This window comes from Alteromonas sp. MMG017, from assembly GCF_018100795.1.
Classification (GTDB): domain Bacteria; phylum Pseudomonadota; class Gammaproteobacteria; order Enterobacterales; family Alteromonadaceae; genus Alteromonas.
This window is the reverse complement of sequence record NZ_JAGJDY010000015.1, coordinates 20,759-32,772: the sequence shown is the minus strand read 5'-3', so window position 1 is coordinate 32,772 and position 12,014 is coordinate 20,759. Positions and strand designations below refer to the sequence as shown.

The following is a 12,014-nucleotide window of genomic DNA, read 5'->3' as shown; positions in this document are numbered from 1 at the left end:
ATGACTAATTCACTGCTAATAATATCATTTGAAGAACTTTGCCACGTTGAACGACTAGACCAAGAAATGATTATCGAAGTTATTGATTATGGCATTGCTGAGCCTATCTCGGGTGACGGTACGAGTAATTGGATATTTGACACAAATAGCGTGCGGTGGGTAAAAAAAGCCATCAATCTGTACTCTCAATTAGAGTTGGATTGGGTAGCGGTAGCGATGATTGTTGAGTTGCTAAAACAAAAAGAAAAACTGGTAGTGGAAAACGAAAACCTTCAACGTCGGCTAACGCGGTTTTAACCTTTTTTTACGTTTGCAGTGCTTCATGGCTTGCCATTTTTTCTGTCAGCCATTCACAAAAATGCGCGATACGTTGCTGCTTCGGTGAGTTTTTAAGATAAACAAAGTGAGATTTCCAGCGTACTGGATGAGGAGTATCAACGGGCACTATCAATTGCCCTGATTTTAAATACTGCCCAATCATAACATCAGAGGCTAACATGACGCCTTGTCCTGCCAGCGCAGCGCTAAGTGCAAGATCGCTTGACGATACCACTGTTTTTCTCAACACTTTATTCGATAGATTTATTTTATTGTGTTCGAAGTATGACTCCCAACTTGCTTTCTCTTCTCCAGCAAGTGCTAGCAGGCGCGTGCCTAGCATATCTTCAACAGTATGCAGTTGCTTTTGAGTTTGAAAGGCAGGTGAACAAGCAGGTACGACGCCATTTTCACCAAATTTTCGCGTAATAAGGCCTTCATCCTGAGATGCGGTGGTTGAGGTATAAAAACGAATGGCTACGTCGATATCGCCTTTATGTAAACTTTCAATGCGATTAGATGCTTGAATATTGATATTAATATTGGGGAACTCATTAAAAAACTCGAACAAATTAGGCATAAGCCACAATGAACAAAAAGCTTGAGTAGATGTAACGGTTAAGCTTCCCTCTAAAGGCTCTTCGTGTATTTGGTTCAACCCATTAACGATTTCGCTAAATCCTTTTTCACATGATGCATAAAGTGTTCTGCCCGGGCCAGTTAAAATCATCTTTCGTGATTGCCTACGAAATAAGCTTACGCCTAGATTGGTTTCTAGTTGTCTCATCTGTTGGCTAACTGCCGCTTGTGAAATATATAACTCTTCTGCTGCCTTGCTATAACTCTCATGTCTTGCGGCGACTTCAAAACAAAGCAGGTTATTCAGCCATCGTAATCGCTTATCCATTATTTTCTATTATATAAGTTCAGCTTATTTTATAAGTTAGATTTAATCGTTGGTTTAGTAAAGAACTAATCGCGACACTAGCTACACTAAATGACAAGGAGCTAGTGGCGTGAATACGAAAAAAAGTGGGGCGGTTTCATATTTAATGGCAATAAAAGATAAGCTTGCAGGCAGTTTTGACTACGCGAGCAAACGAGATTCTTTACAAGGTGATAATATTGCTAACGTTGAAAGCGCTGACAGTAATGAAACAGATGATACTGGTAAGAACAGCGCTTCAAAGGGCATGCTATCTAACATGGGAGATAAGTTGTACTTATCAAAGTGGAGTGCATTTAAGTAGCCGAGGAAAAATGCGCCTCTAGTCTTGGTTTAACTACAAAGCTCATTAAACATGCCATTGCAATACCAATAGGTAATGCGGCAAATAAACTTAACGCTGCTTCTCTTGCGAATAGCTCAAGTGAAGGGAAACCTTGATTACTAAACGTTGTAACCAACGCTAGAATCGATTCCATGATAAAGGCCATTGTAAACCCGTGAATTAAATTGCGCTGCAACACTGAGGATGAGGCGAAAACACGCTGCACGAGTTTATTAACGAAATAAAAGATTATTCCGCCTATGGGTAACATGACTAAGAATGCAAACCTAAACGCGCTTAACCACGTTGGAATGAATGCTTGTTCTGGTAGAATACTCACAGATGTCATTATGGCCGTAAGTACTCCAATCAGTAGCGACGCTACTGGCAGCAGCATTAAGATTTTCTTGATATGGTTCACGATGATTTTACCCATTTAATTGGTTGACAATGTCAACTTTAATGATTTAAGTTGATAAAGTCAACTAAATAGGTTCCGTGTACGCTATGAAATTCAATGACGCCTTATTCAATTTGCTCAATACTATTCGAAATAATATTTTCTTAGAGATTAAAGATACTTCTTTAGCATTGGCACCAATGCAGTTGAAATCATTAAAAATTATCAGTCAAATAGATGCCTGCACGGGGCAAAAGCTGACAGATTTTTTGTGCAGAGATAAAGCGCAGATAAACAGATTAATCAAAGAGTTGGTCGATAACGACTTAGTAAAAAAAGTACAAAGTGAAGAAGATAAACGCAGCCAGATATTATCGTTAACGGAAAGTGGAAAACGCGCACTTGATATATTCGTAGAAATAGAAGAGCGCGTTTTTTCTGACATGCTTAAAGATGTTAGCGATGAAGAAAAAGAGATATTTAAGAAACTAGTACTTACATTCAAACATAATTTAGATGAAAGGTGAGTTAACTCACCTTAGTGTTATAAATGCTTTTCAATTTCCACTTCTATACATTCGCTATTGCCAGCGCTTTCGATAGTTAGCCAAATTTGGCCATCTTGCACCGTTACTTGCATTTGCATTGAGCGGTCTACGGCACTGGCCAACGTGGTAGATAAGCTTTCCGGTAAGGTAAATACCGATAAGTTCTTTCGGGTGCGCAAGCTGTTCTGTTCTTTCTTCCACCAAGCATCGAAGCTGTTATCAGCGTATGCGTAAATCATCATCTGCTGGCTTTGATTGCAGCCTTTTTTAATGCGTTGTTCAGAAGGTTGGCCTAACTCAATCCAGAGTTCTATTACATCGCTGAAATCTTTTTGCCAAATGTCTGGCACTTCATCGTCAGATAGGCCTTTTGTAAACTGTAATTGTTCGTGAGCATTTACAATAAAGGCCACGATACGAAGCATCATGCGTGCATCGTTTTCAGAAGGATGACGAGCAATAGTGAGATTGTGCTCATTGTAGTAATTACGATCCATATCAGTTATCGATATGTCCGCTTTAAAAATGGTTGCTTTAAGAGCCATGGTAATCCTGGTTATTCTTCACGACGCGTTACATCGCGCCTGACACTAGCATTACGATAATAAAGAGAGTACTACCGTTTTACGCGCATAGTAACAGGTAATAGCGATTGCAACACTACACAACCCTTTATCTGAATAGCGTTTGGCCAGGGTAAAACGCTCACTTTCGGCTTTAAACCCCTGACTGATCTCTAGTGCCCGGTATTAAGGCGCAGGAAATAGATCTGGTCGGTTCATAAACGTTACTATGTATTTAGCGATTTCAACTGATTTTTCTTCAACGCTGAAATGACCTGAATCCAGCAAATGTAGCTCAGCATTGGGTAGGTCTGTTAAATAAGCTTCTGCCCCTGCGGCAATAAAAGCCGGGTCTTTTTTACCCCATACAATTAGTGTGGGGGGCTGTTTCTTTCTTAAGAATGCTTGCCATTTTGGGTAGTCTAATAAATTGTTGTAGTAGTCTTGAAGCAACTGAACCTGTATGGCTCTGTCTTGTTCAGATTGCAAGAAATGTAAATCGTGAGTCCAGCTATCTGGGCTCATCACTTCTGTATTATGTTGAACATCACGTAAGTACTGTTTATGAATAACAGCTTCTGGAGAGGTAAAAGAGAAGATTTTTGTAGCTTGAGCAACCGATTTATCTTGATTGGCCGCTTTAAAAAAGGCTTGTCGCGGCGAAGTTAAACCGGCTAAGTAGGCATTGCCGTTTTGCACAATAAGCGCGTCTAACTTATCGGGATCACGCATTAGCATTCGAAACCCAACAGGCGCACCGAAGTCTTGAATATATAAACTGTATTTCTCTAGTTTAAGTACATTGAGTAAGCCATTAACGTGTTCGGCTAAGACATCAAATGTATAGGTTTGTTCTGAGGTACTAGGGCGATCACTATAACCGGACCCTAAATAATCTGGGGCAATGACATGGAAGCGACCAGACAATAACGGAATTAATTCTCTATACGAATGCGAGGAGGACGGGTATCCATGCAGCAGCACAATGGTGCGCTTGTGTTGTTCGCCCGCTTCGCGATAAAAAATACGCTTTCCATTTACCATTTGGTATCGATAAAAGGTTTTAGATGGCCACGTTGCGCCATTGTTTTCAGAGTGAACTTCTGTTGCCGGCGCTTTGTTTATTGCAAACATTAAGGTTAGACATAACAAAAACGAAAGAAGTGCGGTTAGTGCACCATTTATAGACCAGCCTTGATTATATGAATTGCCGGTTGTTGAACGATTTGGTGTTGCCATAAATACCTTCTATGCGTTACGGCTAGAGCCATAGGTATTTACGCTAACAAAAACATTTCTTTTCAATGCACTTGTACACAAACACTTAAACTCTTGATACGAAAACTGAGCATATATCCTCTTTAATACAGACCTGAAATGTCTGGTTTTCTTTCAAAAGTTTATAGGTTTTTCCTTTTTTGTTAGCGGGTGGGCACCCGTCAAGCATTTCGCACTAGCATCAATTGCGTCACCATCGTCAATACATCAGCATAGCGGCAATGTTCACAGTGGCCAAAACCAGTTACCTGTCTTACTTTTAAGCGGGTGAATAAAGGCATAGTCATGCCTGTCAAAAACCTACAATAGATAGACGTTGTGATAGTGTCGCTAAATTTCCCCTGTAAATGTAAGTCTAATGCTTGCATTGCTTCGGCTACGTGAGTTTTATTTGGTAAGGGAATAGGTGTTGAGTAGTCTAGTTTGGCCACTTTACCATTGCACACACTGCAATGGCCGCATGCTTTTGGCGCCTGTTGGTCATCAAAATAGGCCGATAAGTTATAGTTTAAACAGCTATTAAGCTCGAAGAACCTTACCAGAGCAGCAATACGTTTTACTTCTTTAAGCTCATTTTCAGCAAAATACCGGGCTAAGCTTTCTGATAGATCATCTGCTAACAGTGCTTGTTGATTCACCTCGTAAACATCGGTAATTAAGCGTGAGGCCAATTCTATATGGTTATGCTCGTGTAAGTACTCTAACGCAGCTACGACTCGTGAACGTTCAGCTCCATAGTGTTCAAAAATACTATCGAAATTCACTACGCCCCATACTTTTTTCATATCGGTATGGGTGAAAACGGCGTTTAGGAAATCGCTTCGTTCTTTACCAAACAAGTTGAGAATATCGGTTTTTTCGGTATTAAAGCGGTATTTGAATTCAGCAAAATAGGCGTATAACGGACGGATAACTTTGGCTAGTTCCAACTGTACTAACAGCGTTTTAAGGGGCAGCTGACGAATATTACTTAACGTCGATAAGCTATTAATTTGTGTTTCCCATTGATACATACCTTTGTCCGATGCACTGTTCACAGTACTGCCTGAAGTGCCAGAGACTTGCTCTGGCGCTTGACTGGCAATGTCCTTAATTACCCGCTCAATAGCGGACTGGTCTGGCGTATCGCCATAAACAAAGTTTTCGATAGTTACCAGACCATCAAGGTTAGCCAGCACCGTGCAGTTGGCGTTTTGACCGTCGCGCCCACCACGGCCAATTTCTTGGCTGTAGTTCTCTATAGACTTAGGCAAATCGTAATGCACAACAAAACGAATGTCAGATTTATCGATGCCCATGCCAAACGCAATGGTGGCCACTACCACTTGTAGCTTGTTCGTCATGAAATCTTGTTGAATGTTCTGGCGAACATCACTATCTAGCCCCGCGTGATATGCACTTGCTGCACAGCCGTTTTGTTGTAAATAGCGGGCCACTTGTTCAGCGGTTTGTTGCAACGTGACATATACAATACCCGCGCCTTGTTGAAGTTGAAGCTCATTTAATAGCGCTTGGTTTTTATTTGCTTCTACCACCGGCAGCACATTCAAATTAAGGTTTGGGCGGTAGAAACCGGTTTGGACAATATTCTCGGGCGCAATATCAAACCGGCGTGCCATATCAAGCTTCACTTTTTTAGTGGCTGTCGCGGTTAACAGCAGCACTAAAGGGATATTTAACTCTTGTTGATAGGCTGGCAGTTTTAAATAATCAGGGCGAAAGTTGTGCCCCCATTCAGAGATACAGTGTGCTTCATCGATGACCAACATTGAAACCGCAACAGACTCTATAAATTGCCTGAAACGTTCGTTCTTAAAACGTTCTACCGACACCATTAAAATTTTACACTCACCAGAGCGAACATCGTTCATGACTTGCTTATTTTGCTCAGCAGTTAGTGTTGAATCGATGCTCGCGGCAGCAATGCCTTTGCTATGTAGAAAAGCGAGCTGATCTTTCATTAAGGCTAATAACGGGGATACCACTAATGTTAAGTTAGGCAGTTGGGTTGCCACAAATTGATAGCACAACGACTTCCCAGAACCGGTAGGAAATATGGCAAGCGATGAGCGCTGATTTAACAGACCTTCTACAACCTCTTGCTGGCCGGATCGAAACGAGGGAAATCCAAACAGGTTTTGTAATAGTGAAGAGTAGTCTGTGGTCATTTAACTGCGCATAGCCTTAAAGTATTTGAGGTTATGATACAGCAAGTAGCAGCATCTTTGTGCCTTCAACATCAACTTCCCCTCAAATCCTCCGGCGTGTTATCTGCCACCACGGCGTCTCGTTCACCCATAGGTTTGTCTTCGCCTACGGTGCTGTCTGCCGAGGTTTGAAGCTCAATGGACGAGTTTACTTCCGCGCCAATAAGTATGATATAGGCGCTTAAGTACAGCCACATAAGTAGAATAATAATGCCACCTACCGAACCGTAGGTTTTGTTGTAGCTGGCGAACTCATTCAAATAAATAGAAAACCCATACGATGCGGCAATCCACAATAAGGTAGCGAATAACGACCCCGGTGTAACCCATCGCCACTGCGCTGAACGCCTATGCGGTGCGTAACGGTATAGTGCCGATAGGCCGATGTTAAAGAGCAATAGCAACACAGGCCAGGTTATCCATGAAGCTTGTTTAAAGCTTATTAAGCCGCCAGACACCCAACTTATCATTTCTGGCAGTACCGTAATGCAAACTAGCGCAACAATAACGGTAGCTATCATACTGATGGTGCCGGTTATGCGGGCAAGCAAGCCTTTAAAAAAGCCTCTGCCATTATCTTCGATGTAGGTAATGTTACATGCGGTAATAAGTGCGTTGGCACCCTTACTACTACTCCACAATGATAAAAAGAGCGTTAGAAAAAAGCCCCAACCCAGAGCTGAATTAGATTTTTGGGTAAGGTTTTTCAATTGTTCTTCAATAATATAACTACTATCGCTAGGTACTACATTAACCAATAAGGCCATATGGTTTTGTAATTCTTCCGGCGACACCATTAAGCCATATAAAGAAATGGTTGCACCAAGAAGTGGGAATATTGCCAGCAAGCAATAGAACGCAACGCCTGCGGCAATAAGAGGAATGTTATGGCTTTGGATATTGGTAAAGGTTCGTTTAACAATACTCCACCAGTTTTTTAGCGTTAATCCCAAAGCAGACTCTGCCTGAGTAGATTGCGATGTGCTCATGTAATGCAGTTCACTTTGCTTGTTGATAACGTTTATACAGTGCGCAGTACAAGTCAGATTATAAAAAAAACTGCTAGCTCGTTTGTACTTACGATTAACACGCACCAGTATCGCATCTAGCAATACTAAGTTGGCGTGATAAACGGGGCTGTTTTGCTTCTTGAGCAACTAGCAACATTTTTAGGTGTACCGCAAACGACTATTTTTCCACCCGCATCACCCGCACCAGGGCCGATATCTATTACGTAATCACTGGCCGAAGCAACCTGCATATTGTGCTCTACCATTACCACGCTGCTGCCTTCATCCACTAACGTATTTAAATGCTTCATGAGTAGTGCGATATCAGCGGGGTGAAGCCCAGTAGTAGGTTCATCTAGTACATAAAGTGTGTGTTTCTTTTCGGCGCGTTTTAACTCTGTAGCGAGCTTTATTCGCTGTGCTTCGCCGCCTGAAAGTTCGGTGGCGGGCTGGCCTAATCGCAAGTAGCCCAAGCCAACTTTTACCAGTGCATCGAGTGCACGATAGATAGGGGCTTCATTAGCAAATATACTATGGGCTTCGGCAACAGTTAGCGACAGTACATCAGCTATCGATAAGTCGTTCCACGTAATGTCTAGGGTATCTTGGTTGTAGCGTTTTGTGTCGCACACGGGGCAGGGGGAATACACCGATGGCATAAATAGTAATTCTACCGATACATAGCCTACACCCTCGCATTTAGCGCACCTTCCTTTGGTGGTATTAAAAGAAAATCGCCCTGCGTCGTAGCGTCGTTTCTTCGCTAATGGCGTGGCGGCAAACAGTTTACGTACATGGTCGAACAAGCCTGTGTAAGTCGCTAAATTCGAACGGGGCGTTCTGCCAATTGGTGATTGGTTGACTACCACCAACCGCTTTATTTGTTCGGCATCACTTTTATTCGCACTATCAATATAGCCACCAACGGCTTTATCATCGTTGCTTTCTAACAACGTGGCTTCGGTAATATCGAGCGCTGTTTTTTTAATGGGGGCGTTTTTAACCGCTGCGTTTTTATCTGAGGCTTTACTCGCATCAAGTGACGCTTTCACCAATTCCACCAATGCATGGCTCACTAAGCTCGACTTACCGGAACCCGACACGCCGGTTACCGTGGTAATAGTACCTAGTGGAAAGGCGCAGTCGATATTTTCAAGATTATTTTTGGTAATGGCTTTTAATGACAACCAACCTTTCGGTGCGCGGTTATGGTGCTTAAGGGCTAATGCGTTATCGAAAAGATACTGCGAGGTTATTGAATTAGATGCTTGCTGCAACGTACCTACTGGCCCACTAAAAACTAATTCCCCGCCATTTGTGCCGGCATTCGGGCCAATATCAACAACCCAGTCGGCGTGTTTAATGACTCGCGGGTTATGTTCAACTAAAAATACGCTATTTCCCGCTTCTACCAGTGCATCAAATGCCTCTAGTAACGCATTTACATCGTTCGGGTGAAGGCCAGAGGATGGCTCATCCATAATATATACCACACCGAACAATTTTGATTTTATTTGGGTGGCCAGCCGTAACCGCTGTAGTTCACCTGCTGAAATCGTCGTGGTACTTCGCTCTAAGGAAAGATATCCCAATCCTAGGGCAATAATAGGTTTGATGCGCGCTACTATGTCTTTAGCAATGTTGCGAATAACTAGTGCCCGTTCATTGTTTTGGGCTTCGGCTGTTTCAAGAAGCGTATTTAAATGTTCCACCACGTCGCTTAAAGAAAGCCGAGAGAAGGCGGTGATGTCTAGGCCACAAAGTGTCACTGAAAGCGACGCTTGTTTTAACTTCTTACCTTGGCATCGTGGGCAGGTTGAAACAGCAAGATATTGGGCGACTTTTTGCTTAACCTTTTCTTTTTGAGAAGTTTTAAAGGTTTCAAGTACATAGCGTTTAGCCCCAATAAACTTACCATTATAACTGGCGGGTTCTCCTTCTTCCTTGGCGGCGAGGGTTTGCGCCAAATTGTAGTTTCTGTAAACAGGCACTTGGGGGGTATCGTCGGTATACAAAATCCAATCTCGGGTAGACTCAGGTAAGGCTTGCCATGGTATGTCGACATCAATATCTAACGATAACAAAACCCTAACTAAATTTTTTCCTTGCCACGCACCTGGCCACGCGGCTATGGCGCCTTCTCTAATGGTGAGGGATGGGTCGGGAACAAGTTTATCTTCGGTAACATCAAATACCGTTCCAATGCCATGGCATTGCTCGCAGGCTCCCTCAACCGTATTCGGCGAGAACCCGTCTGCGTAAATGATCTTTTGACTAGCAGGGTAATCACCTGCACGGGAATACAGCATACGCAGGCTATTTGAAATGGTAGTAATACTGCCTACCGAAGAGCGAATGGAAGGAGCGCCCCTGTTTTGATGTAATCCTACAGCAGGAGGTAAACCTTCAATACTCTCTACATCGGGCGTTTCAATTTGGTCGATTAGCCTTCTAGCATAGGGGGAAACCGAATCTAGATAACGATGCTGCGCTTCCGCGTACAAGGTGCCAAAGGCGAGAGAGGACTTACCAGAGCCAGAAATGCCCGTAAAGACAACAATTTTATTACGGGGAATATCAACATCTATGTCTTTTAAGTTATGAACCCGTGCACCACGAACCTGTAAACAGTTGTTGTTAGCTTTTGTCATGCGTCCCTTACCATCCTTACCGTTTCCAACCTTGCAAAATAGGGCGAACCTAGAATGAGTAAGGTTTAAGCTTTTATAACGATCATAAATTGGGTAGATAAATCTATTGCTAGAAGGGCTAACCCACTCCACTTAATTTACTTAGTATGCTAACTAACGCTATTATACTTAGCATGCTAAATAAGTTGAGGGTGTTTATGTCTTCGCAAAAACCGTTTCACGAAACGTTAGATTTTACACTTATTGGAAATATGGGCCGGGTACACCGGCTATGCCGAGAAGCCGTTACCTTAACGGTTGAGCCCTTAGGTTTAACGCAATCAAGATGGCTAGCATTAATGCACATCAATCTAATTGGGGAAGGGGTTACTCAATTAGCGCTAGCGCAAAGCTTGGGTATAGAAATGCCCTCGTTAACCCGCACGTTAAAGCAGCTTGAGCAGCAGACGCTGATTAATCGTCAAGTTGATGGTAATGATAAACGCAGCAAAAAATTGTATTTCACTGAGGAAGGCCGTGTTGTTTTAAATTCGCTAAATGAAAAAATAGCGGACGTTAAACAGCAGTTTTATGCAGGACTCACCCATGAACAGCTCGATGCAATGGCGCGGGTATTGTTGCAAATAGAGCAAAACGCCTCAGCCTGCATTTCTCAACAGGAGAAACGTGCTAAAAGTAACACAGAGGAAGACGAATAATGACGCCTGATCAAAAATTTTCTCGCTACGTAAGGTTATCCCTAGTCGGCTTTGTGTTGATATTTATTTACTACCTTATTGCCGACACGTTTATGCCAGTTACGCCCCAAGCGCGTATTTATCACCCTGTTGTGCAAGTAGCGCCTCAATTAAGTGGTGAAGTCACACAGGTTTTTGTTAGCAACAATCAAACGGTAAAAGCAGGCGACGTGCTATTTCAGATTGATAGGGGGCCTTACGATATAGCGTTAACCCAAGCAAAGTTAGCGTTAGATGATGCCAAATTACAAAACAAGCGGCTTGATACCAATATTAAATCGCTTGAAGCTCAAATTAAGGCAGCTAGTGCCAAGCTGCATGAGCAAAAGTTACTTCAGCAACGCAGCAACGCTTTGTATAAACAGCGCGCAATTTCAGAGCAAGAACTTGAAGCGATGCGAGCCAACTATGAAGCGAGTGTTGCCAATAAATCGGCGCTTGAAGCGCAGTTATCTGAGGCCTTATTGGCAAGGGGTGATTCGGGTGAAAATAACCTTACTGTTCGCCATGCCGCAAACCAGCTTGCCGAAGCCAAACTAAATTTATCATATACCCAAGTGCGTGCGCGAAATGATGGTGTTGTGTCTAACATGCAGTTACGTGAAGGGGCCTATGCAGTAAAGGGTAATCCGCTACTCGCGATAGTAACCAGCGAGACCGATTTGGTAGCCGATTTTAGAGAAAAGTCGTTAATGCACATGGCCGAAAACAGTGCTGCTAAAGTGGTGTTCGATAGCTTACCTGGTGAAGTATTTGATGCGCATATTGATTCGTTTGAGGCCGGGGTTAGCGATGGCCAGTTAAGTGCAAATGGCACATTAAGCAAGACCGAAACAAGTAATCGATGGGTGCGTGATGCTCAGCGTCAACGGGTTCACATTGTGCTACAAAAAAATGAAGACTTAGTAGAAGGTATGCCAAGCGGTGCCCGTGCCACTGTGCAATTGTTACCTGAATCAACATTAGGCCAGTGGTTTGGTACGTTACAAATTAACGCCATTAGTTGGTTACACTACATTTACTAGCGGAGG

General features: G+C 42.9%; 12 protein-coding genes. 5 read left to right on the top strand and 7 right to left on the bottom strand.

Annotation, left to right across the window (positions count from 1 at the left end; translation table 11 throughout):
• A complete protein-coding gene (locus J8L84_RS18655; protein WP_211071999.1) occupies positions 1-297 on the top strand; it encodes a chaperone modulator CbpM in 297 nt (98 codons plus the stop codon).
• 7 nt (positions 298-304) lie between these two features.
• On the opposite strand, the gene J8L84_RS18650 is transcribed toward J8L84_RS18655, so the two are convergent.
• Positions 305-1,225 (bottom strand): LysR substrate-binding domain-containing protein, encoded by a 921-nt coding sequence (locus tag J8L84_RS18650; RefSeq protein WP_211071998.1) that lies wholly within the window; start codon positions 1,223-1,225, stop codon positions 305-307.
• Between the two features lie 109 nt (positions 1,226-1,334).
• Here J8L84_RS18650 and J8L84_RS18645 point away from each other — a divergent pair, with 109 nt between their 5' ends.
• Positions 1,335-1,568: a hypothetical protein gene (locus J8L84_RS18645; RefSeq protein WP_211071997.1), complete on the top strand. Its 234-nt coding sequence runs from the start codon at positions 1,335-1,337 to the stop codon at positions 1,566-1,568.
• Here the strand turns inward: J8L84_RS18645 and J8L84_RS18640 are convergent.
• Positions 1,561-2,010, bottom strand: a complete 450-nt coding sequence (locus J8L84_RS18640) for a DUF2798 domain-containing protein (protein ID WP_211071996.1) — start codon at positions 2,008-2,010, stop codon at positions 1,561-1,563. The two genes, J8L84_RS18645 and J8L84_RS18640, sit on opposite strands and share 8 nt — an antisense overlap.
• An 86-nt stretch (positions 2,011-2,096) precedes the next feature.
• Here J8L84_RS18640 and J8L84_RS18635 point away from each other — a divergent pair, with 86 nt between their 5' ends.
• Positions 2,097-2,516, top strand: a complete 420-nt coding sequence (locus tag J8L84_RS18635) for a MarR family transcriptional regulator (protein WP_211071995.1) — start codon at positions 2,097-2,099, stop codon at positions 2,514-2,516.
• 17 nt (positions 2,517-2,533) lie between these two features.
• Here the strand turns inward: J8L84_RS18635 and J8L84_RS18630 are convergent, their stop codons facing one another.
• From J8L84_RS18630 to J8L84_RS18610, 5 genes are all read right to left on the bottom strand, one after another.
• Complete coding sequence (locus J8L84_RS18630) at positions 2,534-3,082, bottom strand: YaeQ family protein (protein WP_211071994.1); 549 nt, start codon at positions 3,080-3,082, stop codon at positions 2,534-2,536.
• A gap of 204 nt (positions 3,083-3,286) precedes the next feature.
• Complete coding sequence (locus tag J8L84_RS18625) at positions 3,287-4,339, bottom strand: alpha/beta hydrolase (protein ID WP_247670879.1); 1,053 nt, start codon at positions 4,337-4,339, stop codon at positions 3,287-3,289.
• A 200-nt stretch (positions 4,340-4,539) separates the two neighbouring features.
• Entirely contained in the window at positions 4,540-6,546 is a 2,007-nt protein-coding gene (locus J8L84_RS18620) for a RecQ family ATP-dependent DNA helicase (protein WP_211071993.1), read from the bottom strand.
• Positions 6,547-6,617: 71 nt separating this feature from the next.
• On the bottom strand, positions 6,618-7,574 hold the full coding sequence (locus J8L84_RS18615; protein ID WP_211071992.1) for a YihY/virulence factor BrkB family protein: 957 nt from the start codon (positions 7,572-7,574) through the stop codon (positions 6,618-6,620).
• Between the two features lie 125 nt (positions 7,575-7,699).
• Positions 7,700-10,246 carry an excinuclease ABC subunit UvrA gene (locus J8L84_RS18610; RefSeq protein ID WP_211071991.1) on the bottom strand — a complete coding sequence of 849 codons (2,547 nt, stop codon included), beginning with the start codon at positions 10,244-10,246 and terminating at the stop codon, positions 7,700-7,702.
• A gap of 197 nt (positions 10,247-10,443) precedes the next feature.
• Here J8L84_RS18610 and J8L84_RS18605 point away from each other — a divergent pair, with 197 nt between their 5' ends.
• Both J8L84_RS18605 and J8L84_RS18600 read left to right on the top strand, forming a co-directional pair.
• Positions 10,444-10,944 carry a MarR family transcriptional regulator gene (locus J8L84_RS18605; RefSeq protein WP_211071990.1) on the top strand — a complete coding sequence of 167 codons (501 nt, stop codon included), beginning with the start codon at positions 10,444-10,446 and terminating at the stop codon, positions 10,942-10,944.
• Positions 10,944-12,008 carry an HlyD family secretion protein gene (locus tag J8L84_RS18600; protein WP_211071989.1) on the top strand — a complete coding sequence of 355 codons (1,065 nt, stop codon included), beginning with the start codon at positions 10,944-10,946 and terminating at the stop codon, positions 12,006-12,008. Before J8L84_RS18605 ends, J8L84_RS18600 begins: the two co-directional genes overlap by 1 nt.
• Positions 12,009-12,014: the final 6 nt, after the last annotated feature.

Bases quoted from the DNA above. Each gene is read 5' to 3' on its own strand.
- J8L84_RS18600 (WP_211071989.1), top strand. From the start codon at position 10,944: ATGACGCCTGATCAAAAATTTTCTCGCTACGTAAGGTTATCCCTAGTC.
- J8L84_RS18635 (WP_211071995.1), top strand. From the start codon at position 2,097: ATGAAATTCAATGACGCCTTATTCAATTTGCTCAATACTATTCGAAAT.
- J8L84_RS18605 (WP_211071990.1), top strand. From the start codon at position 10,444: ATGTCTTCGCAAAAACCGTTTCACGAAACGTTAGATTTTACACTTATT.
- J8L84_RS18620 (WP_211071993.1), bottom strand. From the start codon at position 6,546: ATGACCACAGACTACTCTTCACTATTACAAAACCTGTTTGGATTTCCC.
- J8L84_RS18625 (WP_247670879.1), bottom strand. From the start codon at position 4,339: ATGGCAACACCAAATCGTTCAACAACCGGCAATTCATATAATCAAGGC.
- J8L84_RS18630 (WP_211071994.1), bottom strand. From the start codon at position 3,082: ATGGCTCTTAAAGCAACCATTTTTAAAGCGGACATATCGATAACTGAT.
- J8L84_RS18615 (WP_211071992.1), bottom strand. From the start codon at position 7,574: ATGAGCACATCGCAATCTACTCAGGCAGAGTCTGCTTTGGGATTAACG.
- J8L84_RS18655 (WP_211071999.1), top strand. From the start codon at position 1: ATGACTAATTCACTGCTAATAATATCATTTGAAGAACTTTGCCACGTT.
- J8L84_RS18650 (WP_211071998.1), bottom strand. From the start codon at position 1,225: ATGGATAAGCGATTACGATGGCTGAATAACCTGCTTTGTTTTGAAGTC.
- J8L84_RS18610 (WP_211071991.1), bottom strand. From the start codon at position 10,246: ATGACAAAAGCTAACAACAACTGTTTACAGGTTCGTGGTGCACGGGTT.